Raw genomic sequence first — 24,245 nt, 5'->3', positions numbered from 1 at the left:
TTTGTATGCAATAGGTATGATCATACTTAAACTCTCGATTCATTTCCCTTTACTGGTGAAAATTTCGTTCAATTCTTACGGATTTTAAAATCTAACAAGAGACAGTTATGAAAAAAGAATATAGTATTTTGAGTTTTATATTTTGTTTTTCGGGTTTTATGTATGCCCAAAAATCAGAAGGCAGTGGTGTTGTCAGCTATCCGGATAATAATATAAAGGTAGTTGGAGAGAAGGTATTTTGGTCTGCAAATCCCAAAACAGACAATAACAGTGAGTCCGATTTATTGACCGTATATTACAAAGGACTTTACAACCGTCGCAACAACTACCTAAGCGGTATTAAGGGAACCATAGATAAACCCGGAGGTTACATCAAAATCGAGGTGCATGCTTACGACAGCAAGAGAGCAGGAGGGTTGCAGCTATTGACAAACGATGATAAGACATTTGTAACCAGACCGATCTATAATGTAGAAATCACTCAAAGTTCCCCAAATGTGTTTTCTAAAACAACAAAAGAGATGAATTACCAATACTTTGATTATGGCCAGCAGATTGGTAAGATTTCTTCTGATGATATAAAAACACTGGGTGCTAAAGCATCGAATACAGTTACAGTGAATTGTGGAGGCTGGGCCTGGAACTGGCTCAGGGCTTTCAGCCTTGTAAGTTCTTCCTGTTCTTTGGAAATAGATGAGGATAAATTGATACAGTTAGAAAACCAGCCTGTAGTGGTAAAAATTGCGATGAAAGATGCTACTTTGATGGACGTACGGGTTCCCGCGGTGGCAGACAATGAAAATCTGAAGGGGATTATAGAAAAAGAGTATTCATACTATATAATTAAAAAAGTAAATGTAGAGGTTCTGGAAGATCCACAAGACAATAATACGGCCTCTTATTACGAAGACATGGTAAGACGGCAATTTAATTGGGCCAATAAAGCCTATACCGATAAAACGGGTAAGACTCTACCACCTGCAGCAGTGGCTGCGGGTGCCAAAATGGCTAATGCCAGAATCGTGTTCAAAGATATCGATATTACTATCCGTAAAGGATCAAAGAAAAGATATTTTAATCAGAATATAGAAAATGAAAGAGATCGTGATATTAATTTAAAAGAGCCTACTAAACGTGAAATATTCATCAAATATGTTCCTGAATTATTTGACTTAGGAACAGCTTTGGGAGGACATACTTTTCAAGGTTTTGATGAGAAAAATAATATAGACTTGGCTTTTCTCGTTTTAAGATATACCTTACCTAATAATCCTCCGGCTTTTGAGAGTACAAATATAGTTTCGCATGAGTTGGGGCATTATTTTATGCTAGAGCATACTTTTTTGGGAGGTTGTGTTAGTAAAACTAATGACCATATTAGTGATACTCCTCCTGCGGAAGAAGTTGCAACTACACCGGTTTATAAAGATTGTATCGCCCCTCTTCAATGTGGAGGACACAGGAGGTTAATAGAAAATATAATGGATTATAGTCAATGTCGGTTTATGTTTACACCAGGTCAGGTCAAGGTAATGAGAAATACAATTAGAAATGAATACCCAGACTTATATACCATTGTGAAATCAACGGATGCTGGTATTAATATAGATCTTAATATTACGGTGAAAGATTTAAGATCGGGTAAAACAGGCAGAAGCAAGAGAGATGCTTCGGAAAAAGAAGCTGAAAAATCCCAAGATATCATTCTATATCCTAATCCTGTAAAGGATATTTTAACTATTTCGAATATAAGCAGCGAAGAATATGTAATTTATAACTTAACAGGGCAGCAAATCCTGGCTGGGGGAACTCAAACCGGAGAAATTAATGTTAGCACTCTCCCAAAAGGATTATACATCATTAAAATAAAAAATAGCAGCAAGCAATTTATTAAAGAATAGTTTGATGGAGAGATTGTTATCGTTTTTTTAACGATCTGTCTTAATAATTTAGTATTCGAAGTGTTTTTTGTACGCAATAAGTATAATCGTACTTAAACTCTCGATTCATTTCCCCTTACTGGTGAAAATTTCGTTCAATTTTGCCGGATTTTAAAATCTAACAAGAGACATTTAACAAGAGACATTATGAAAAAAGAATATACTATTTTGAGTTTTATATTTTGTTTTTCGGGGTTTATGTATGCCCAAAAATCAGAAGGCAGTGGTGTTGTCAGCTATCCGGATAATAATATAAAGGTAGTTGGAGAGAAGGAATTTTGGTCTGCAAATCCGAAAACAGACAATAGCAGTGAGTCTGATTTACTGACCGTATATTACAAAGGACTTTACAACCGTCACAACAACTACCTAAGCGGTATTAAGGGAACCATAGATAAACCCGGAGGTTATATCAAAATCGAGGTGCATGCTTACGACAGCAAGAGAGCAGGAGGGTTGCAGCTATTGACAAACGATGATAAGACATTTGTAACCAGACCGATCTATAATGTAGAAATCACTCAAAGTTCCCCAAATGTGTTTTCTAAAACAACAAAAGAGATGAATTACCAATACTTTGATTATGGCCAGCAGATTGGTAAGATTTCTTCTGATGATATAAAAACACTGGGTGCTAAAGCATCGAATACAGTTACAGTGAATTGTGGAGGCTGGGCCTGGAACTGGCTTAGGGCTTTCAGCCTTGTAAGTTCTTCCTGTTCTTTGGAAATAGATGAGGATAAACTGATACAGTTAGAAAACCAGCCTGTAGTGGTAAAAATTGCGATGAAAGATGCTACTTTGATGGACGTACGGGTTCCCGCGGTGGAAAGGAATGACAATTTGAAGAGAATAATAGAAAAAGAGTATCCTTATTTTATCATCAAAAAAGTAAATGTAGAGGTTCTGGAAGCCCCGGAAGATAATAACACGGTCTCTTATTACGAAGACATGGTAAGACAGCAATTTAATTGGGCCAATAAAGCCTATACCGATAAAACGGGTAAGACTCTACCACCTGCAGCAGTGGCGGCGGGTGCCAAAATGGCTAATCCCAGAATCGTGTTCAAAGATATCGATATTACTATCCGAAAGGGATTAAAAAAGAACTATGACTTAAGTAATATTTCAATAGCTGACGTACAAAAGAAGAATGTTGGTGGAATTGATATAAGGAATGTTAATATGGATGAAATTTTTATTAAATATGTACATAAATTAATTAGCACAACAAGCCAATCTACAGGATATACCTTCGATCTTCATGATATGAAAAATGGAAAATTTTTTCTTGTTTTTACAGTTTTGTGTTATAACTTCGATGCGAATAATAAGGAATTATTGCTGAAAACAAGTACACTTGCACACGAGCTTGGGCATTATTTTAAGTTGCTTCATCCTTTTGAGGGTGGATGTACCGGTCCAAATGATAAAATTAGTGATACACCTCGAGCTGAAATCATAAAGGGTGATGTGCCCGATTATAAAGATTGTATTGCTCCTGTTCAATGTGATGGGCAAAGAAGGTTAATAGAAAATGTCATGGATTACAGTTATTGCTCGTTTATGTTCACCCCGGGTCAGGTTAAAGTAATGAGAAATTCAATTAGAAATGATTTCCCCAATTTATATACTACTCAAAGATCAACGGATGCTGCTATCAATACAGATCTTAATATTACGGTGAAAGATTTAAGATCGGGTAAAACAGGCAGAAGCAAGAGAGATGCTTCGGAAAAAGAAGTAGGAAAATCACGAGACATCTTTTTATATCCTAATCCTGTAAAGGATATTTTAAATATTTCTAATATAGGCAGCGAAGAATATGCAATTTATAATTTAACAGGCCAGCAAATACTGACTGGCAGAACCCAAACCGGGCAAATTAATGTTAGCACTCTCCCAAAAGGATTATACATCATTAAAATAAAAAATAGCAGCAAGCAATTTATTAAAGAATAGTTTGATGAAGAGATTGTTATCGTTTTTTTAACGACCTGTCTTAATAATTTAGTATTCGAAGTGTTTTTTGTACGCAATAAGTATAATCGTACTTAAACTCTCGATTCATTTCCCTTTACTGGTGAAAATTTCATTCAATTCTGTTGGATTTTAAAATTTAACAAGAGACATTATGAAAAAAGAATATATTATTTTGAGTTTTATATTTTGTTTTTCGGGTTTTATGTATGCCCAAAAATCAGAAGGCAGTGGTGTTGTCAGCTATCCGGATAATAATATAAAGGTAGTTGGAGAGAAGGAATTTTGGTCTGCAAATCCGAAAACAGACAATAGCATTGAGTCTGATTTACTGACCGTATATTATAAAGGACTTTACAACCGTCGCAACAACTACCTAAGCGGTATTAAGGGAACCATAGATAAACCCGGAGGTTATATCAAAATCGAGGTGCATGCTTACGACAGTAAGAGAGCAGGAGGGTTGCAGCTATTGACAAACGATGAGAAGACATTTGTAACCAGACCGATCTATAATGTGGAAATCACTCAAAGTTCCCCAAATGTGTTTTCTAAAACAACAAAAGAAATGAATTACGAATACTTTGATTATGGCCAGCAGATTGGTAAGATTTCTTCTGATGATATAAAAACACTGGGTGCTAAATCATCGAATACAGTTACGGTGAATTGTGGAGGCTGGGCCTGGAACTGGCTTAGGGCTTTCAGCCTTGTAAGTTCTTCCTGTTCTTTGGAAATAGATGAGGATAAACTGATACAGTTAGAAAACCAGCCTGTAGTGGTAAAAATTACGGTGAAAGATGCTACTTTGATAGACGTACGGGTTCCCGCGGTGGAAAGGAATGACAACTTGAAGAGAATAATAGAAAAAGAGTATCCTTATTTTATCATCAAAAAAGTAAATGCAGAAATTCTGGAAGCCCCGGAAGATAACAATACAGCTTCTTATTACGAAGATTTGGTAAGACAGCAATTTAATTGGGCTAATAAAGCCTATACCGATAAAACGGGTAAGACTTTACCACCTGCAGCAGTGGCGGCGGGTGCCAAAATGGCTAATGCCAGAATTGTGTTCAAAGATATTGATATTACTGTCCGTAAAGGATCAAAAGAGATTTATGACCGAGACAAGATAGCTTCAGGAGCTGCAATGGCAAATAAAAATGCAGATGGAATTGATATAAAGAGTATTAACAAAAATGAAATATTTATTAAATATGTGCCTAAATTAAGAAATCAGGCAAATGTTTTTCTCTTTGGAACTAGTGGTATCTGGATTGATAATAGTAACAATGAATTAGTAGCAGCTCTTACAGTTATTGCTTATAGCAAATACGATAGTAATCCATTAATAATAGTAACACTTGCCCACGAATTGGGGCATTATTTTGGACTAGATCACACTTTTGCGGGTGGTTGTACAGGGCCAAATGATAAAATTAGTGATACTCCTGCCTCAGAAGCAACATACTTATGGTCCTATAAAGATTGTATTGCCCCTCTTCAATGTGGAGGACAGAGAAGGTTGATAGAGAATATTATGGATTATAGTAATTGCCGTTTTATGTTTACTCCGGGCCAGGTTATAGCAATGAGAAATAGAATTCGAAAAGTTTTTCCTAATTTGTATACTACTCAAAGATCAACGGATGCTGGTATTAATACAGATCTTAACATTACAGTGAAAGATTTAAGACCCGGTAAAACAGGCAGAAGCAAGAGAGATACTTTGGAAAAAGAGGTAGAAAAATCCCAAGATATCATTCTATATCCTAATCCTGTAAAGGATATTTTAACTATTTCGAATATGGAAAATGAAGAATATGCAATTTATAATTTAACAGGCCAGCAAATACTGACTGGCAGAACCCAAACCGGACAAATTGATGTTAGCACTCTCCCAAATGGATTATACATCATTAGAATAAAAAATAGCAGCAAGCCATTTATTAAAGAATAGTAAGGTTTTCAATGGAGAGATATTTTATTTGTTTTTTCTTATACAATATTTGGCAATTCCCGTATTTTTAGATAGAGTTCTATTATTGCAGATTGTATCTAAAAAAAATGAGTAAAGTCAAAAAAATAAGGAAGGACTTTTAAGTAGAGTTAAGTTTTTTAATTATTATCTAAGATTCTCAACTTTTGATTTGAGCGATGATTCTACTCTAGTTTGGTAGTTTCATAACAGAAAAGGCTACTCATTACAAGTAGCCTTTTCCTTTTTATTCTAGTTTTAAAAAAAATTGTAATTAAAAAAAAACAGAAATAAAATAAACTCGAATCTATTCAAAAAATAGCAGCTTTAAAAATTTTAGAAACTATTTTCTGAAATAAGTATGTCTTTAAACAATTTATAAATTCATATTAAAAGCAAAAACTCAATTTCACGGCTCGACCCATTTAGTTTGATAAAATAACTTGTAGAAAGTTTTAGTTAGTATTTTTCCTCTTTTCGTAATCAATCTGATACTAATTCTTAAACAATTCCAGCTTTTAACCTTAGGTGTTACTATCTCCTTTTTGAAGTTTCAACAAATGAATAAATCATTTGCTCATTGATCAACGGCATATGAATAAAAACCGTAAAATAATGAGCGACAAAATTTTTAAATTTTCTCAAAAAAATCATTTTTTAGGTTAATAAATCAGTGAAAGAAAATCAATCTTCTAGTCAATGAAATAAAATGTATCTCATTGATTTCTAGGTTGTAAAATTAAATATTATTTTTTGAAACTACTGTTAAAATTATTATTATTTGTAAGATTATACCAATTGTTAACATTACAACAGATTTTAGTTACGACTAAAAACAAATAGCGGTAGGTAAAAATATAAAAATGCTTTATTTTTACACTATCAATTATTAAAAACAAAACAAACAGAAATGGATTGGATTACAGCCAGAGAATTTGAAGATATAACTTATAAAAAATGTAATGGAGTTGCGAGAATTGCTTTTAACAGACCAAACGTTAGAAATGCATTTCGTCCAAAAACAACTTCAGAATTGTACCAGGCTTTTTACGATGCGCAGGAAGATACTTCGATAGGAGTGGTTTTACTGTCTGCAGAAGGACCTTCAACCAAAGACGGAGTATATTCTTTTTGCAGCGGAGGCGATCAAAACGCGCGTGGGCATCAGGGTTATGTGGGTGAAGACGGACAACATCGCTTAAATATTCTTGAAGTGCAGCGTTTAATCCGTTTTATGCCAAAAGTGGTTATTGCAGTTGTTCCGGGTTGGGCAGTTGGCGGTGGACACAGTTTGCATGTCGTTTGTGACATGACTTTGGCGAGTAAAGAGCATGCCATATTCAAACAAACGGATGCCGATGTAACCAGTTTTGACGGTGGCTACGGATCTGCGTATCTGGCTAAAATGGTCGGACAGAAAAAAGCGCGTGAAATTTTCTTTTTAGGTAGAAATTATTCTGCTCAGGAAGCTATGGATATGGGGATGGTGAATGCTGTAATTCCACATGATGAGCTTGAAGATACTGCTTACGAGTGGGCACAGGAAATTTTACAAAAATCTCCAACTTCTATCAAGATGCTAAAATTTGCAATGAACTTAACAGACGACGGTATGGTAGGTCAGCAGGTTTTTGCCGGAGAAGCAACACGTTTAGCGTACATGACCGAAGAAGCAAAAGAAGGAAGAAATGCCTTTTTAGAGAAAAGAAAGCCAAACTTCGGTGAGAATAAATGGTTGCCATAAGACTATCTGAGATTTTAGATTGCAGATTTTAGATTTTTGAATCTGAAACTGGGAGCTAAATTTGAGATTAAATCCTAATTATATAATACAATTTAGAGGATAGACTTTAGAGTATTGCAATTCAAATTAAGAATGCAACAATCTAAAGTCTAAAGTCTAAAATCTAAAATCTAAAATAAAAACAGAATGAAACATTGGATTGAAGCCGCTCGTTTGCGTACATTGCCTTTATCAGTTTCCGGAATCATAGTAGGAAGTATATATGCCTTATCAAACCCAACGGAAACCATTAATACACCAACAGAGGTATTCAGTTGGAAAATTTTTGGTTTTGCACTATTAACGACGCTTGGATTGCAGGTTTTATCCAATTTTGCAAATGATTACGGCGATGGTGTAAAAGGTACTGACAATGCGGACAGGGTTGGACCACAAAGAGCTATTCAGAGTGGTGTTATTACACCTCAGGCCATGAAAAAAGCCATTATAATTACTTCATTTCTGACCTTGTTGTCTGCAATTGTATTGATCTATTTTGCTTTTGGAGAAAGTAATTTTGGATATTCCATCTTTTTCTTATTGCTTGGAATAGCAGCAATTGTTTCGGCAATTCGTTATACCGTTGGAAATTCAGCTTACGGATACAGAGGATTTGGAGATTTGTTCGTTTTTATTTTCTTTGGATTGGTTAGTACATTGGGAGTAAACTTTTTGTATTCAAAAGAAGTCGATCCGCTTTTGATCTTACCGGCCATTTCAATCGGTTTATTAAGTGTTGGAGTTTTAAACCTGAACAATATGCGTGATGAAGAATCAGATCGCAAATCAGGAAAAAATACGATTGTAGTTCAGATTGGTGGTGCAAAAGCTAAAATTTATCATTTCACTTTGATTATTACGGCTATGCTTTTAGTGGTTACTTTTGCCTTTTTGAGTGATTATAACTTCGATCAGTATTTGTTTTTATTGGCTTTTGTTCCTTTAACTAAGCATTTAATTACCGTTTATAAAAACCAAAATCCAAAGTTGTTAGATCCCGAATTGAAGAAACTGGCACTAAGCACCTTTTTACTTTCAATATTACTGACGGTATGTATGATTTCATTGATTTCAGACATTATTGTAAACCTCTTTTTAGGGGGAAGATAAAACAAAGTTCAATTTTAAAAATGAATTAAAATGAAAATAACATTTTACGGACATGCGTCTTTAGGTATTGAAGTGGGTGGAAAACAAATTATTGTAGATCCTTTTATTACAGGAAATCCACAAGCAGCAGGAGTTGATATCAACAGCTTAGAAGCAGATTATATTTTACTTACTCATGCGCATGGTGATCATATTCTGGATGTTGAAGCTATTGCCAATCGTACCAAAGCAGCGATCGTTTCAAATGCTGAAATTGCAGGTTATTATGCTAAATTAGGTTTCAGTTCACACCCGATGAATCACGGTGGAAGCTGGCAATTTGATTTTGGAAAAGTGAAATATGTCAATGCGATTCATTCAAGCTCTTTCCCTGATGGAAGTTATGGTGGAAATCCGGGTGGGTTTGTAATCGAAGGCGAACATAAAAACATTTACATTGCCGGCGATACTGCACTGACTATGGATATGAAACTGATTCCAATGAGAACCAAATTGGATCTGGCCATTCTTCCAATCGGTAATAATTTTACAATGGATGTTGAAGATGCCATCATAGCCTCAGATTTTGTAGAATGCGATAAGATCCTTGGATATCATTTTGATACTTTTGGTTACATTAAAATAGATCATGAAGACGCTATTCGCAAGTTCTTCGATAAAGGAAAAGATCTGATGCTTTTGGAAATTGGCGAGTCAATTGAACTGTAATAAAATGTCAGATATTAAATTTATTTGTGAATGCTGTGGCGAAGAGCATGAAAGCTGGCCTGCAATTGCTTACAGTTCACCTTCTGCTTACAACAAGCTTTCGGAACAGGAAAAAGAAGAAATTGCAGTTATTGACCAGGATTTTTGTGTCATTAAACATGAAGATCATATCAATCGCTTTATAAGAGTGGTTTTGGTTCAGCAAGTGAACGATCATTGCGAAGATTTAGAGTATGGCTTCTGGGTTTCACTTAGTGAAAAAAGTTTTGAAGACTATCTGGAAAATGGCGAAGATGAAAATCACGAGGCGCAGTATTTCGGATGGCTTTCCAATTACATTCCGGATTACGAATTTTCGAACAGTATTCCGACAACAGTAGTGACTAAACCTGGTAATGAAAGACCTGAGATTTTTCCACACCAGGATTTCGATCATCCTTTTGTGAAAGATTTTTATAACGGTATTACAAAAGCTGAAGCGGAGAAAAGAATTTACAGAATATTAAATAATAAGGTCTGAATTTTGTAAGTGATCTTAAAATAAATTTTCTACAATGATTTTAAAAAAAATTGCCCTGTTTCTTTTAATTACAACTTCGTGCAGCATTTTTGCGCAAAAAGACGGTTATTGGGATAAAGAACGTGCTACTACAAAAGAAATTATAGTTTCTGCCCGTGACCGAATTATGCTTAAAACAGAAGATTTACCCGTAGGAACAACAGAAATTGTATACCGAATCACACTTCTGGATGAAAATCAGGAAATGGCAAACAGTCTGGTCTCCGTTCTAAAATCAATTCCGGATCCAACCGGAATCAGTCAGGGATCGGCCGGAGCAGTTTTTCTGATGTCTAAAATTTCAGGAGATGATACCTGTACGTATGCTCTGTTTACCTCCAACGAAACAGCAAAAAAGTATATCACTGATGGTAAAACGGATAAAGCCTGTTACGATCAGAAAGATCCCTTAAGCAAAGACGCTAAACGATTATCGCTGGATAAATCGTCCTGTCTGGGTCAGAATGTAAATACACTTTGGTTTGGTTTTCACAGCAAAAACTGGCTTTTAAATCAAAAAATAGTTTTGGAAGTGGTGCCGTGGGTAGACACAAAATTAAATCGTGGATGGAATCAGGACAATAAAAATGAAATTATAAGCCTTTGTAAAACCTCCACAATGGCTCAGAAAATGGCGAATTCTGATGATTTTTGTGTTTGCATACTCGATAAAATCATGAAACAATATCGTTATACGGAGTTTCAAAAGTTACTGCCAATTGAAAAGAGTAAAGTTTATAAGGATTTTGGAAATAGCTGTTATAAAGATGCTGATATTTCTAAAAATGTTTATAACGACCTAAGAACACAAGTGGCTGCTTTAGTCAGACTTCATAAATACAACGAAGCAATTCCGAAACTGAATACTATTATTAACGACGGAAAAGCAACGGCTTTGGATTACAGTTCGATAGGATATTGCTATATTTTGACCAAACAATACGCTAAAGCCATTAAATTTCTGAAAGAAGGTGAAAAGTTGGACGATACGGAGTTGCTTGTCAAATTAAATCTGGCGCACGTTTATCTGATTAGTGATGATTATAGCGAAGCGAAAGCCATTTATAAAAAATACCAGTCGCAAAACGTAACAGACAGTTTAAGCTGGATAGAGAAAACAAAACAGGATTTCGTAATTTTTCAAAAAGCAGGATTACCCTCAAAAGATTTTGAAAAAATATTGAAACTGTACAATTAAAAAAAACATAAAACCAATAATAAGCCTGTTTAATGGTATGACACCTACTTATTCAGGCTTATTTTTTTACCATCTATTTATTATATGAAAGCAACCTTCCATAAATACATGCTTGATTTTAAAAGGCCTTCCGGGACTTCAAGAGGGGTTATGACCGAGAAGGAAACCTGGTTTATTGTTCTGGAAGAGAACGGTAAAAAAGGAATAGGAGAGTGTGGAATACTTCGTGGTTTGAGTGCGGATGATCGCGAAGATTATGAAGAAAAACTGCAGTGGACGTGTGATAATATTCATTTAGGAGAAAAGGCGCTTTGGGATGCTTTGTTAGAATTTCCATCGATACAATTTGGTGTTGAAATGGCATTTTTATCCTTTAAAAGTGAAGATCCTTTTGTTTTGTTTCCGTCCGATTTTACCAGTAATGTAGAGTCAATTGTGATAAATGGTCTGGTTTGGATGGGGGAATCTTCCTTTATGAAAGAACAAATCGAAGAGAAATTAGCCACCGGTTTTAATTGTATAAAATTGAAAATAGGAGCGATCAATTTCGAAAAGGAATTGGAGTTATTGGCTTTTATTCGCAGTCATTTTTCAGCAGAGCAAATTGAAATCAGGGTGGATGCTAATGGCGCTTTTGCTTTAAATGAAGCATTAGGTAAATTGAATCAATTGAATAAATATCAGTTGCATAGCATTGAACAGCCTATAAAGAAAGGAAACATTGCCGCAATGGCCGATTTGTGTAAAACCACACCGTTTCCGATTGCTCTCGATGAAGAATTGATTGGTATTTTTTCATTGGAAGAAAAGGAGGCTTTACTGCAAAAAATACAACCACAATACATTATTCTAAAACCTAGTTTTGTTGGTGGCTTCAAAGGCACAAAAGAATGGATAGATTTGGCCGATAAATATCAAATAGGATGGTGGATTACTTCAGCATTGGAAAGTAACATAGGTCTTAATGCGATCGCACAATGGACATTTTTGCAAAACTCAAAAATGCCTCAGGGTCTTGGAACCGGAGCACTTTACACGAATAATTTTGATTGTCCGCTTGAAGTTGTGGGGGGGCAGTTATGGTACAGTAAAACAAAAGACTGGGATTTCGATTTTCTCAGCAGCTTATAAAAAAAACTGGCTTAAAGCCAGTTTTTAGGGTTATATTGATTTCGGTTTTATTCTTTTCCGCCTTTTAGACTGTCCTGCCAGTCTTTTAATTCCTGCCATTTGCTCTGGTAAGCGAGTAATGCCTGTCTGGCCCAGGTGTTTGGATTGTGAATAGCATAATTTTCACCTCCGCCATCCAGAATGGATTGTAATTTTTCGATTGAAGCTTCTGACAGTTCGTGCCATGTTTTAATTCCAGCAGCGTTAAATAACGCTTCAATTTTTGGCCCGATACCTTCGACTATTTTTAAATCATTTTCTTTAATTTTTTTGCCGTAAGCGGTCGCTGCTAATGCACTGTCAAAAGGTATTGCAGGTATCGCTGTTGCTGCGAAAGATTGTGGAGCGTTATTAACTTTAGCTTTTGCGGCCAATTCAGCTTCCAGAGAAGAAATTTTAGCATTCAGGTTTCGTGTATTGGCTTTGCAGGCATCCAAATCGGCCTGTAGTGACAAAGCAAGTGAATCGTCACCTTTAGAATTCATTTTTCCCAGTAAGTAACCTAATATTCCACAGATTAATCCCACTAGAGCCGGTATTAAGATACAAGGTATATTCATGATCGTATATTTTGATTGATTATTTAATTGTTATTACTGTTCTTCTGTTGTTTGCCCTACCTTCGGCAGTGGTGTTCTCACCAATAGGCTCGTCAGGACCTTTTGATTCTGCTGTTATCCGATTTCCGTCAACACCATTTTTCGACAAATAATTTTTAGTAAACTCAGCTCGTTTTTGACCAAGAGCCACATTAGAATCACGGTTTCCAACATTATCACTATGCCCAACAGCCACAATTACCGCTTCTTTCACATGTTCCATATATTTCACTAGATCGGCAACTTTTTCTTTTTCTGCAGGAGTTAACTTATCACTGGATTTATTGGTACTGAAATGTAAAATAAGTGGATCACCATTGATTTTCTCTTTCAGAATAATCCATTCATCGGTTACAGCCGGAGCGGCTTCCGGAGCTTCAAAAGCATATTTGACAGGTCCAAAAAGTGTATCTTTTTTCGTTTGCCATTTATCAATCACTTCACCTTTTGTGTTTAACTGCGCATCAGGTAAACCTTGCGACACAAAATATTTTTTAATGTCATTAGCCCGTGCGAGGCCTAGATTTTCAAAAGTGGTCGTATTGGTTTCATCTGAAGTAGCATAACCTGTTAGGGTAATTTTTTGCTTTGGATTAGCGATCAGGAATGTTTTAAGGTTTTGAACTCCAATCGATACCGAATCACCCACAGGCAAAAGTGCTGTAGAACTGTTTTTAAGGAACTTGATATTATCATTGGTGTGATAATCAATTCCGGAACCATTTAGAATAAAAGGGACAATAGTTTCGTCCGGAGCCACTACTTTTGATACTTTTCCGGTATCAATTGCAGGTGTTTTCATAGTGCAATTGCAGCAAAATTTCAAATACAAAAAGGTACCTAAAATAATGGTTATTACAATGCCTAACAGATAAAGTGCTTTTTTAGACATAGGTGATGAAGTTAAGATTCTATCAAATTTAACAAAAAAATAAATACATAACCTATTAAAAATCAGTTATTTTAAAGTTATTATTCTTATTGTGAGCATATTACAAAAATGAAATTTAATGTCTACCAATGATTCTTGTGATTTCAATTCTTAGGCCAAATTAAATTGAGTAACTTGCATAAAAATTAAATTCAGACATCAAAATGGTCGAAATAGAAAGAAAGTTTCTGGTAAAATCAGCTGATTTTAAAGAACAGGCTTTTACGCACAATAAAATTGCCCAAGGATATTTAAGTGCAGTTCCGGAAAGAACAGTTCGTGTGCGTATCAAAGGCGAAAGAGGTTTTATTACCATAAAAGGAGTCAGTCAGCAGGGCGGAATGTCCCGCTTTGAATGGGAGAATGAAATTCCGCTTGATGAAGCATTGGAATTGCTTAAGTTATGTGAAAAAGGAAAAATCGAGAAAACACGTTACGAAATAAAATTAGGAAAACATATTTTTGAAGTAGACGAATTTTACGGTGAAAATGAAGGACTGGTGATGGCAGAAGTAGAGTTGGAATCGGAAACAGAAATTTTCGAGAAGCCGGATTGGCTGGGTGAAGAAGTAACAAATGACCCAAGATATTATAACGCTTATTTGAGTAAGAATCCTTTTAAAGAGCGGGAGAAGTAAAAAACATGAATACATATGATTTGATTATTGTAGGGGGCGGACCAATTGGTCTGGCTTGTGCAATTGAATCCCAAAAGAAAGGTTTGCGTTATTTGATAATTGAAAAAGGAGCTATAGTCAATAGTATATTCAACTATCCTTTGTATATGACTTTTTTCTCCACTGCGGAAAGACTTGAAATAGGAAACATACCGTTCAGTTGTCTTGCCCCAAAACCTGGTCGTCAGGAAGCATTGGAGTATTATCGTAATATTCATCGGTATTTTAATTTTTCCATTCATTTATTTGAAAGAGTACTTCAGGTAGAAAAACTCTTAAATACTACTTTTAAAATTACAACCGATAAAGCACTTTATGAAGCCGCCAATGTGATAATTGCAACCGGTTTTTATGATATTCCGATTGAAATGGAAGTGAAAGGAGAAGAATTGCCTAAAGTCCGTCATTATTATAAGGAAGCCCATGAATATGCTTTCAGGAATGTTTTGGTGGTAGGAGCAAACAATTCTTCAGTAGATGCGGCTTTGGAATGTTGGAGAAAAGGAGCCAATGTAACCATGGTCATTCGGAAAAAGGAAATCAACAGTCGGGTAAAATATTGGGCAAAACCCGATATTGAAAACCGAATTGCGGAAGGCAGCATTAAAGCTTATTTCGAATCAAATATTACTGAAATCAGGGGGGCTGAAGTAGAAATAGAAACTCCTATGGGGAAAATTACTATTGAAAATGATTTTGTACTGGCGCTAACCGGATACAAACCTGATTTGGCTTTTCTGGAAAATATGGGAATACAATTATCAGAAGATGAATTAAAAACCCCTACATACAACCCCGAAACTATGGAAACCAATGTGGAAGGTTTATTCTTAGCGGGTGTAATTTGCGGAGGAATGCATACGCACAAATGGTTTATCGAAAATTCTCGTGTGCATGCGAGCATGATTGTGGATTACATTACTTCGAAATAAGTTTCTAGCCACGAATTAAAACTTCATTAAGTTTAACCCGTTGCGTGGAATTGTTTTAACACATAGAGGCATAGGCTTTGTAGATTTAAAAAAGGCGTTTCACTAGTTAAAAAGCACATATTGTACTATGTGAAAGAAAGATATTTCTACTTTGCCTTCTTTTTTGAGGTGTTACTATTTATTTTTCTATGTGTTAAAATTAAATTATATACAATTTCACCCAACGGTTTAAGTTTATAAAAACTAAAATTCGTGAATTCGTGGCAAAAAAAAACTAAGAACTACAGGAAAGCATGGAACACCCAACTTTTGAGCGGGCCCAGTCCGGACCTTTGGCAAACCATTTTAATGTTGAAGATTTATTCTTAGCAGGGGTAACTTTTGGAGGAATGCATACGCACAAATGGTTTATTGAAAATTCTCGTGTGCATGCTAGTATGATTGTGGATTATATTACTTCGAAATAAGTTTCTAGGCACGAATTAAAACTTCATTAAGTTTAACCCGTTGCGTGAAATTGTTTTAATACATAGAGGCATAGGCTTTTTAGACTTAAAAAAGGCGTTTCACTAGTTAAAAAGCACATATTATATTATGTGAAAGAAAGATATTTCTACTTTGCCTTCTTTTTTGAGGTGTTACTATCTATGTTTCTATGTGTTAAAATTAAATTTTATGCAATTTCACCCAACGGCTTAAGTTTATAAAAACTAAAATTCGTGAATTCGTGGCTAAAAAAACTAAGAACTACAGGAAAGCATAGAACATCCAACTTTTGGGCGGGCCCAGTCCGGACGTTTGGAAAACCATTTTAATGTGAAAGATTTATTCTTAGCAGGGGGTAACTTTTGGAGGCATGCATACGCACAAATGGTTTATCGAAAATTCTCGTGTGCATGCAAGCATGATTGTGGATTGTATTATTTCGAAATAAGTTTATAGCCACGAATTCACGAATTAAAACTTCATTAAGTTTAACCCGTTGCTTAAAATTAAATTATATACAATTTCACCCAACGGTTTAAGTTTATAAAACCTAAAATTCGTGAATTCGTGGCAAAAAAAACTAAGAACTACAGGAAAGCATGGAACACCCAACCTTAGATCGTGCCCAATCCGGACGCTTGGCAAACCATTTTTGAAATTCCGGTTGTTCGTCGTATGGTTTTTGTAAAAGTGTGTACAATTCATCAATTAAGGAATAATCTTCCTGATCTGCGGCATCAATAGCCAATTGCGCCATATAATTTCGCAGCACGTACTTTGGATTTATAGTATTCATTTTTTCCGAACGGTCTTTATCCGAACGCTCTTCTGTACGAAGTCTTTCGAGATAAAGAGTAAACCATTTTTGCCATGATTCTAAAATTGTTCCTGAGATCTGTTCCGGAATATAAAACGAATCCTGAATTCTTTCGATAGCTTTTTCAGGAGAATCGGATTTTTGTACACTGCTTAAATTTCGGAAAAAGATCGTCATGTCTGTTTCAGAGAGTTGTAAAACGGTTTCCAAACCGTCAACTAACGCATTATCAGTTTCGGTTGAAATAAGCAAGCCTAATTTGCTTAAAAACATATTCTTATAATCAGATTCAAAATCAATCATAAAAGACTCCAGAATTTTTTCTAGAGGTTCTGCTTCATTGATTAAAGGGAAAATGGCATTGGCCAATTGGTACAAATTCCATTGCGCAATCTGCGGTTGATTTCCAAAACGATATCTTCGGTATTGGCTGTCGGTGGTGTTTGGAGTCCAGTTTGGGTCGTAATTTTCCAGCCAGCCATAAGGACCATAATCAATCGTAATTCCGTGAATTGACATGTTGTCGGTATTCATTACTCCGTGTACAAAACCCACGCGCTGCCAATGCAGAATCATTTCGCGGGTTTTATCAGCTACTGTTTTAAAAAATTGTAGGTATTGCTCTTTAGGCTCTCCTTTTATTTCCGGGAAGTAGTATTTAATGTTGTACGTTACAAACTGTTTTAAACTTTGAAGCTCATTTCGGGCGGTCAGCATCTCAAAACTTCCAAAACGAATAAAGGAAGGAGCGACGCGACAAACAATTGCACCTTTTTCATAAGCGGCATTTCCATTGTATAACATATCACGTAAAACTTGATCTCCGGACAGCATAAGGGATAACGATCGGGTAGTGGGAACTCCTAAATGATGCATGGCTTCGGCACATAAATACTCTCTTACAGACGAACGCAAAACAGCCAGGCCGTCAGCAGTTCGGGAGTACGGAGTTCTTCCGGCACCTTTTAATTGAAGCATAAAAGATTCATCATTATGTGTCACTTCAGTTAAATTAATGGCACGGCCGTCACCCAATTGTCCTGCCCAGTTTCCAAACTGATGTCCGGCATAGCACATAGCAAACGGACGAGTTTCAGGCAATACTTCTTTCCCTGAAAAAACATTCAAAAAGGATTCGGACTTAATTTCATCAAGCGAAATTCCAACCGATTCTGCTACTTCCTGTGAAGTATGAATGAGTTTAGGATTGGATGGTTTTGTTGGATTTACATACGAGAAAAGCGCATTAGAAACTTGACGAACTTCGTTGGTTTCATTTGGATCTGCAGGCAATTCAGCAGTAAATCGGTTGTTTATTTTTAAATTTTTCATTAGAATAATCTTTCTCTGACTCCAAATTAGAACGAGTTCTGTTGGTAGTGTGTTATTTTAAGATGTGGTAAAAATGCTTGTTTACTCCCTTAATTTGTCGGCGTACATTTTTTTTAATTTATGAACTTTAGGATCAATTACGATCTGGCAGTAACGTGCTTCCTGATTGTTGTTGTAATAATTTTGATGGTCTGTTTCAGCTTCGTAAAAAACTTCAAAAGGAACGAGCTGCGTTACAATCGGGTCTTCATAAAAGGCTTTTACTTCTTCCAAAACTTTTTCGGTAATCACTTTCTGTTCTTCGTTATGATATAAAACAATCGAGCGGTATTGTGTTCCGCTGTCCGCACCCTGACGGTTCAGGGTGGTAGGATCATGACTAGTCATAAATATGAAGATCAGGTCATGGTATGAAATTATGTCAGGATTAAAAGCAACTTGTATGACTTCTGCATGACCGGTTCTTCCGGTACATACTTCACGGTAGGGCGGGTTTTTAATAAAACCTCCCGAAAATCCTGATTTTAAGGATTCGACTCCTTTTAAACGCTGAATTACAGCTTCAATGCACCAAAAACATCCTCCACCAAAAGTGGCAACTGATAAATTCTCCATAAATAGTATTGTTCAAGATTTAATGCCCTATTAATCCGATAGAATATTGTGATAAATTATAAGTAAAAAGACAGTTAAAATAAAGATATTAAATAGTTTTTTGGTGTTTGAACTTTATAATTGATAAATTCGCAATTGTATAAAAAAGCAATATATTTGCAATTAAATTCAGGCACACTAATGAACAGCAAAAATAGTACCATCACTTTAGAAACCTATTTTCAGGATTTTAGAAAGAATATTGTAGGAATTAATCAGGAGTTTTCTTCTCCGTTTGGCAAAAAGCAGATTATTTATACCGATTGGACTGCCAGCGGAAGGTTATATCGACCTATTGAAGAGAAAATTCTTAACGAATTTGGGCCTTTTGTAGCCAATACACATACAGAAACTACTGTGTCAGGTACTGCCATGACAAAAGCTTATCATCATGCCAGATCGATCATCAAGCGTCATACCAATGCGAGCAATGATGATGTTTTGATCACAGATGGAACCGGAATGACGGGTGTTGTCAATAAATTTCAGCGAATTCTGGGTTTAAAAATTCCGGAGAACCTGAAAGATTGCACTGTTGTTCCAGCTGAAAAGCGCCCTGTTGTTTTTATTTCTCATATGGAACACCATTCCAATCAGACCTCCTGGCTGGAAACCATTGCAGATGTTGAAATTATTCCATCTTGTGAAAAAGGACTTTTTTGTCTGGATAATTTAGAGCAACTATTGGAGAAATACAGTGAAAGAACTATTAAAATTGCTTCTATTACCTCCTGTTCGAATGTTACAGGTTTAAAAACACCGTTTCACGAAGCTGCAAAATTGATGCACAAGCACAATGGTGTTTGTTTTGTTGATTTTGCCTGTTCAGGACCTTATGTAGAAATCGATATGCATCCCGAAGACCCGGAAGCATACCTGGATGCAATTTTCTTTTCTCCACACAAATTTTTAGGAGGTCCCGGAACTTCAGGGGTTTTAATTTTTAATAAAAAACTATACAACAATATGATTCCCGATTGTCCAGGAGGAGGTACAGTAAGCTGGACCAATCCATGGGGCGAACATAAATATATCGACAACATTGAGGATCGTGAAGATGGTGGTACTCCGGGTTTTCTTCAGGTAATTAAAACGGCGCTGGCAATTGAGCTGAAAGAAGAAATGGGAATCGAGAATATTCTGCAACGTGAACATGAGATTGTAGAGTATGTTTTTAATGAATTGGATACTGTTTCCAACATTAAAATTCTGGCAGGCCAACATAAGAACCGTTTAGGGGTTGTTTCGTTTTTTATTGAAAATCTTCATTTCAATTTAGGAGTGAAATTATTGAATGACAGATTTGGAATTCAAACCAGAGGAGGATGCAGTTGTGCGGGAACGTATGGGCATTTTCTATTGCACGTAGATCAGGAAACATCCAATAAGCTAGTGAATGAAATTACGATTGGAGATTTAATTAAAAAACCGGGATGGATCAGAATGTCAATTCATCCGACTACTACCGATAAAGAAATTGCTTTTGTTTGTGAAAGCATTAAAGATTTGGCGAAAAATCACGAGGAGTGGGCTTTGGATTATTCCTATAATAAAGATACAAATGAATTTATTCACAAGAACGCCGGTTCGTTTGAAGACGATTTAGTGGCCGGATGGTTCAAATCGTAAAACTAAATAAAGCAGACAGGTTTTAAGAACCTGTCTGGTTTGCCTGAAATTTTTTTAGAGATAAGAGTGCCTGTTCCTGAATTTTGCCTTGAAAAAATCCTGTCCAGCCCATTAAATATCCGGTAAAACCGAAAGCCTGTTTCGACCATTTCCAAACATCGAAACTGTCTGTATGTTTAATAATCAGACCATCCTGAAAAGTAAATTCAGCGGAAATCCGATTGATTACCGTTCTGTTGGTTTTGCTAAAATTATAAGTTGCAATCCATTTTGCACTGCCCGAAGAATCATCGGTTTTAATATCTGAAAATTCGATTTTAATGTTGCCTTTACTTTTCGAAATCAACATTTCCCACATTTTAGAAACCTGCTCTTCTTTTAGTAAACCAAAGGCAGGATCGATAAAATGAATTTTTGGATGGTAACATTCGCTCATTGTTTTAGCATCGGCATTGGCAAAAGCAGTATAGAATTTTGTAATTAAAACTTCATTCGAATTCATGAAAGTGGTATTTAGATTATAAATATAAGAAATTATTATACTAATATAAACCTGTTGAGTTTAATTAGTAAAAAAATGTTCTCATAATTTCAGGCCAAAAAAGAGTGTAAAAAAAGGAAAGTATTTCTTCGTAGGGAAGAATATGTGCTTTTAGGTGAAATGAAATGTCTTTTTTATGGATGTAGAAGTGATATTTCCCTGTGTTAAAACAGTTAGCATGAAAACTTATAAAATGCTGATTGCGGCTGCAGTGTCAAAAGTTTTTTTAGATTTATCGAATGCTGTCGAAAAGTACGCCATTCTGTTTAAAGCGGTAAAGTAACCGGTCTGATCACCAAAAGCGGCCGTATTGTTCCCTTTAATGATAAATCGGATGGCTTTAATATCTGTTTTTTTTAGTTTTACCATTTCAGCAGGGGTGAAATAGTAATAAGCGGTAGTTTTTCCGTCAAGAGTTTCTTTGATGTTTTTGTCCACACAAGCAATTACATCTCCGTTAACAAGGTCAACGTATACGCCTCCTGAGATTTGAGTTTTATCATTAGAAATTCCTATTGATAGTTTTAAGACCCCTCCTTTATCTGTTTTTGCAATCTGAACTTCTGTTTCGCCCGTAAATACATATCTTTCACAGATAAAAGTATAACTGGTTGTTGCCGGAAATGGTTTAGAGCCTTTTACACTTATGGTTTGCTGTGCATTTACGAAACTGGAGATTAACAATACGATTAAAAGAGGCAGTTTTAAATTCATAGGTTTTTACTTTATTGTTCTGTTATTTTGGAGTCAAATTTTTCGTCCCAATCCATTGATTTTATAGCTGAGATCAGATTATCTTCGTTTACAAAAATGCGCAATTCTTTATTGGCTACTTTTTTGGTGTACAGGGCATGATAGCGATAAATAACCTCTTGCCTGGTTCTGTAAACACCGTCCAGTTTTAAATCGATGAAACTTCCATAGTATTGTCTGAACCTTTGACAGGTTTTGGTCAGACGTTCTTCGGTTGTATTCTCCATTACCGATTTAGTGACTTCAGTCTCGTTAAAAGGTTTGAATTTTGAAGAATTGCAGGTTTCCAGTACTCTTTTTCCTAATTCATACGCTTTTTTCTGCTGATTGGAATTTATTTCGGCAGCATTGACTTTTTTGATCTTTAAATCTTCAGTATCTCTGTGGATGGTTTTCGATTTACATCCCATCAACAACAACAAACATATAATCAATCCTGCTTTCTTCATAACTATTTAAGTAATTTTTAATAATAAGTTGGGATCAGGGCAATTTTCAATGTAAAAGTTCAAATCGTTGGTATTACATACTCCCGGATAATCGCCGGAATAGTTTTCGATGTTTCGAATAATCTGAAAGTGTACGTGTGGAGGATAGTCCCCGTTAACAGACGAACTTCCCAAGGTTCCAATCTTTTGACCTTTACTAAAAAATGTCCCAACACTGAGGTTTTCTATACTTTCTAACGATAAATGTCCGTATAAAGTATAAAATTTCTCATTTTCTACCCGATGCTCTAAAATAATGGTCGGACCATAATCGCCGAGACCTATATTGTTTTTAAAGCTGTGTACTTTTCCATCGAGTGGTGCCAAAACTGTTGTGTCTGCTTTTGTCCATAAGTCTAATCCTATATGAATGTTGCGTTCCGGAATAGAATTATTTTTAAAAATGGTACTGCGTTGATAAAGAGTTCTTCCTTCAATATAACCGCCAAAGGCTACTTCGGCATCATTTTTTTCTAAGTAGTCTGAAATAAAATCCTCAAATTCTTGGGTACAGGTAGGTTTAAAATCAGCAAGTTCCTGATTGGTTACGGATAAATCTAAAGGGATGTATTTTGAAATATCAATGGTGGAATCTATTATTTTAGTGGGAGGTAAGGCTTTTAAAATAGAGGCAAGAGGTTTCATAAATTTAAACTACTTTTTCGATAATTATTAATTCATTGTGAGCTTCAACTCGTGGGAGCATTTTTGAAGCAAACAGTTTGGGGTCAATTTCAGAAATGTATTTTCGGTTTCGAACATTATGCGCCTCATCTAAAATCATGGTATTAAATAAAACAAATCCGTGATTTTGCAACAATAAACAGATACGTTCGCTAAAAAAACGTTCGAATAAAAAATTTGGCATTTTGATATCTTCAAAAATATCAATAATAATTAAATTATATTTATTTTTTGTTTTTAAAACATACTCAAATGCGTCATCAATTACCACCTCCAGTTGTTTGATTTCATTCAGGTTGAAATACTCGTTGGCTATTTTAATCATTTCGGGATCAATTTCTACTCCGGTAATTTTACCTTTATACTGAATTTCGTCCACCAAAGTTTTAACTACGCTTCCACCGGCAACTCCCAATAATAAAATATGATCCATTTTAAGAATAGTATCGTATCCAATATTTCGAAGACCATATCTTAAGATGCGCTGCAGGCTTCCGTAAGAGTAATTTGTATTTTCAGAATCAAGAACCAGTTCGCCGTTGGCCCAGGTAACTTCGATGATTTTGCTTCTTTGTGATTTTTTTTTGAATATTTTTATAGGAACAATATAACTGAACAATTTTTGGATCATTTTAAATGCTTTTACTCAAAAATACCACTTTAAATCTTTTATTTTGCAGTAAAAAAGTAATTAATGAAAAAGCGATTGTACAAATTCATTTTTTTTAAGCTAATGGGCTGGAAAATAGTAGGAATCGAAAATGCTGAAGTAAAAAAATGTGTGATGATGGTGATGCCGCATACAAGCAATCATGATTTTTACTTAGGAATTTTTACCCGTGGAATTTCTGGCTTGGAGATGAATTGGGTGGGAAAGAAAGAATTATTCCGCTTTCCGTTTGGATATTATTTCAGAAATGTGGGAGGAGAACCAATAGATCGTACCGGCGGATTGAATAAAGTGGAATCGATTGCTGTAATTTTTGACCGTAAAGAGGTTTTTCGCCTGGCTGTAGCTCCCGAAGGAACTCGTAAAGGTGTTAAAGAATTAAAAAGTGGTTTCTATTATATTGCTCTTAAGGCAAATGTGCCCATTATTCCTGTCGCTTTTGACTGGGGGAAAAAAGAGGTTAATTTAGGAAAGCCATTTCTTCCAACGGGGGATTATGATTGTGATTTGAGTGTGTTGAAAAAACACTATGAAGGAGTTTTGGGTAAAATTCCTGAAAACGGATTTTGGAGCTGATTTTTTTGCTGTAGATCCCATTGCGCGAGAATCGGTTTAAATGAAAAATA

At 35.5% G+C, this 24,245-nt stretch carries 23 protein-coding genes; 14 read left to right on the top strand and 9 right to left on the bottom strand.

Annotated elements, in window-relative coordinates:
* Nucleotides 1-107: 107 nt before the first annotated feature.
* The 9 genes from LNQ34_RS20240 to LNQ34_RS20200 all read left to right on the top strand — a co-directional run bounded on the left by LNQ34_RS20240 (nucleotide 108) and on the right by LNQ34_RS20200 (nucleotide 12,387).
* Nucleotides 108-1,901, top strand: coding sequence for a zinc-dependent metalloprotease (locus LNQ34_RS20240; RefSeq protein ID WP_230001022.1), 1,794 nt, complete (start codon nucleotides 108-110; stop codon nucleotides 1,899-1,901).
* A 186-nt stretch (nucleotides 1,902-2,087) separates the two neighbouring features.
* Nucleotides 2,088-3,902, top strand: coding sequence for a zinc-dependent metalloprotease (locus tag LNQ34_RS20235; RefSeq protein WP_230001021.1), 1,815 nt, complete (start codon nucleotides 2,088-2,090; stop codon nucleotides 3,900-3,902).
* A 172-nt stretch (nucleotides 3,903-4,074) separates the two neighbouring features.
* Nucleotides 4,075-5,880, top strand: a complete 1,806-nt coding sequence (locus tag LNQ34_RS20230; RefSeq protein ID WP_230001020.1) for a zinc-dependent metalloprotease — start codon at nucleotides 4,075-4,077, stop codon at nucleotides 5,878-5,880.
* A gap of 928 nt (nucleotides 5,881-6,808) precedes the next feature.
* Nucleotides 6,809-7,642: a 1,4-dihydroxy-2-naphthoyl-CoA synthase gene (locus LNQ34_RS20225; protein ID WP_035681238.1), complete on the top strand. Its 834-nt coding sequence runs from the start codon at nucleotides 6,809-6,811 to the stop codon at nucleotides 7,640-7,642.
* Nucleotides 7,643-7,828: 186 nt separating this feature from the next.
* Nucleotides 7,829-8,791, top strand: coding sequence for a 1,4-dihydroxy-2-naphthoate octaprenyltransferase (gene menA, locus LNQ34_RS20220; RefSeq protein WP_202703010.1), 963 nt, complete (start codon nucleotides 7,829-7,831; stop codon nucleotides 8,789-8,791).
* A 30-nt stretch (nucleotides 8,792-8,821) separates the two neighbouring features.
* Nucleotides 8,822-9,499 carry a metal-dependent hydrolase gene (locus LNQ34_RS20215; RefSeq protein ID WP_230001019.1) on the top strand — a complete coding sequence of 226 codons (678 nt, stop codon included), beginning with the start codon at nucleotides 8,822-8,824 and terminating at the stop codon, nucleotides 9,497-9,499.
* A 4-nt stretch (nucleotides 9,500-9,503) separates the two neighbouring features.
* Nucleotides 9,504-10,019, top strand: coding sequence for a DUF2199 domain-containing protein (locus tag LNQ34_RS20210; protein WP_230001018.1), 516 nt, complete (start codon nucleotides 9,504-9,506; stop codon nucleotides 10,017-10,019).
* Nucleotides 10,020-10,053: 34 nt separating this feature from the next.
* The gene (locus LNQ34_RS20205; protein ID WP_230001017.1) at nucleotides 10,054-11,256 is read left to right on the top strand and encodes a tetratricopeptide repeat protein; all 1,203 of its coding nucleotides are present in this window, start codon (nucleotides 10,054-10,056) and stop codon (nucleotides 11,254-11,256) included.
* 84 nt (nucleotides 11,257-11,340) lie between these two features.
* On the top strand, nucleotides 11,341-12,387 hold the full coding sequence (locus LNQ34_RS20200) for an o-succinylbenzoate synthase (RefSeq protein WP_230001016.1): 1,047 nt from the start codon (nucleotides 11,341-11,343) through the stop codon (nucleotides 12,385-12,387).
* A 47-nt stretch (nucleotides 12,388-12,434) separates the two neighbouring features.
* Here LNQ34_RS20200 and LNQ34_RS20195 read toward each other — a convergent pair whose 3' ends face one another.
* On the bottom strand, nucleotides 12,435-12,986 hold the full coding sequence (locus LNQ34_RS20195; RefSeq protein WP_230001015.1) for a hypothetical protein: 552 nt from the start codon (nucleotides 12,984-12,986) through the stop codon (nucleotides 12,435-12,437).
* A gap of 19 nt (nucleotides 12,987-13,005) precedes the next feature.
* Complete coding sequence (locus LNQ34_RS20190; RefSeq protein WP_230001014.1) at nucleotides 13,006-13,917, bottom strand: OmpA family protein; 912 nt, start codon at nucleotides 13,915-13,917, stop codon at nucleotides 13,006-13,008.
* 203 nt (nucleotides 13,918-14,120) lie between these two features.
* On the opposite strand from LNQ34_RS20190, the gene LNQ34_RS20185 reads away from it, so the two are divergent.
* The 3 genes from LNQ34_RS20185 to LNQ34_RS20175 all read left to right on the top strand — a co-directional run bounded on the left by LNQ34_RS20185 (nucleotide 14,121) and on the right by LNQ34_RS20175 (nucleotide 16,032).
* Nucleotides 14,121-14,594, top strand: a complete 474-nt coding sequence (locus LNQ34_RS20185; RefSeq protein ID WP_230001013.1) for a CYTH domain-containing protein — start codon at nucleotides 14,121-14,123, stop codon at nucleotides 14,592-14,594.
* Between the two features lie 5 nt (nucleotides 14,595-14,599).
* Nucleotides 14,600-15,565, top strand: coding sequence for a YpdA family putative bacillithiol disulfide reductase (locus tag LNQ34_RS20180; RefSeq protein WP_230001012.1), 966 nt, complete (start codon nucleotides 14,600-14,602; stop codon nucleotides 15,563-15,565).
* A 293-nt stretch (nucleotides 15,566-15,858) separates the two neighbouring features.
* The gene (locus LNQ34_RS20175; RefSeq protein ID WP_230001344.1) at nucleotides 15,859-16,032 is read left to right on the top strand and encodes a hypothetical protein; all 174 of its coding nucleotides are present in this window, start codon (nucleotides 15,859-15,861) and stop codon (nucleotides 16,030-16,032) included.
* Nucleotides 16,033-16,631: 599 nt separating this feature from the next.
* Here LNQ34_RS20175 and LNQ34_RS20170 read toward each other — a convergent pair.
* A complete protein-coding gene (locus LNQ34_RS20170) occupies nucleotides 16,632-18,200 on the bottom strand; it encodes a protein adenylyltransferase SelO (protein WP_230001011.1) in 1,569 nt (522 codons plus the stop codon).
* Between the two features lie 81 nt (nucleotides 18,201-18,281).
* Nucleotides 18,282-18,815 (bottom strand): peptide-methionine (S)-S-oxide reductase MsrA, encoded by a 534-nt coding sequence (gene msrA, locus LNQ34_RS20165; protein WP_230001010.1) that lies wholly within the window; start codon nucleotides 18,813-18,815, stop codon nucleotides 18,282-18,284.
* Nucleotides 18,816-18,995: 180 nt separating this feature from the next.
* Between msrA and LNQ34_RS20160 the strand changes: the two genes are divergently transcribed.
* Nucleotides 18,996-20,483 carry an aminotransferase class V-fold PLP-dependent enzyme gene (locus tag LNQ34_RS20160; RefSeq protein ID WP_230001009.1) on the top strand — a complete coding sequence of 496 codons (1,488 nt, stop codon included), beginning with the start codon at nucleotides 18,996-18,998 and terminating at the stop codon, nucleotides 20,481-20,483.
* A gap of 22 nt (nucleotides 20,484-20,505) precedes the next feature.
* Here the strand turns inward: LNQ34_RS20160 and LNQ34_RS20155 are convergent, their stop codons facing one another.
* From LNQ34_RS20155 to LNQ34_RS20135, 5 genes are all read right to left on the bottom strand, one after another.
* Complete coding sequence (locus tag LNQ34_RS20155; protein WP_202703022.1) at nucleotides 20,506-20,985, bottom strand: nuclear transport factor 2 family protein; 480 nt, start codon at nucleotides 20,983-20,985, stop codon at nucleotides 20,506-20,508.
* Nucleotides 20,986-21,210: 225 nt separating this feature from the next.
* Entirely contained in the window at nucleotides 21,211-21,738 is a 528-nt protein-coding gene (locus LNQ34_RS20150; protein ID WP_202703023.1) for a hypothetical protein, read from the bottom strand.
* Between the two features lie 11 nt (nucleotides 21,739-21,749).
* On the bottom strand, nucleotides 21,750-22,226 hold the full coding sequence (locus tag LNQ34_RS20145; RefSeq protein ID WP_230001008.1) for a hypothetical protein: 477 nt from the start codon (nucleotides 22,224-22,226) through the stop codon (nucleotides 21,750-21,752).
* Between the two features lie 6 nt (nucleotides 22,227-22,232).
* Nucleotides 22,233-22,910 (bottom strand): peptidoglycan DD-metalloendopeptidase family protein, encoded by a 678-nt coding sequence (locus LNQ34_RS20140; protein ID WP_202703025.1) that lies wholly within the window; start codon nucleotides 22,908-22,910, stop codon nucleotides 22,233-22,235.
* Between the two features lie 4 nt (nucleotides 22,911-22,914).
* Nucleotides 22,915-23,580: a spermidine synthase gene (locus tag LNQ34_RS20135; protein ID WP_230001007.1), complete on the bottom strand. Its 666-nt coding sequence runs from the start codon at nucleotides 23,578-23,580 to the stop codon at nucleotides 22,915-22,917.
* Between the two features lie 63 nt (nucleotides 23,581-23,643).
* Between LNQ34_RS20135 and LNQ34_RS20130 the strand changes: the two genes are divergently transcribed.
* The gene (locus LNQ34_RS20130; protein WP_230001006.1) at nucleotides 23,644-24,195 is read left to right on the top strand and encodes a 1-acyl-sn-glycerol-3-phosphate acyltransferase; all 552 of its coding nucleotides are present in this window, start codon (nucleotides 23,644-23,646) and stop codon (nucleotides 24,193-24,195) included.
* The last annotated feature ends 50 nt before the right edge of the window (nucleotides 24,196-24,245 follow it).

The sequence above is a fragment of the Flavobacterium lipolyticum genome, from assembly GCF_020905335.1.
GTDB lineage: Bacteria > Bacteroidota > Bacteroidia > Flavobacteriales > Flavobacteriaceae > Flavobacterium > Flavobacterium lipolyticum.
This window is presented reverse-complemented; position numbering and strand designations above follow the sequence as displayed.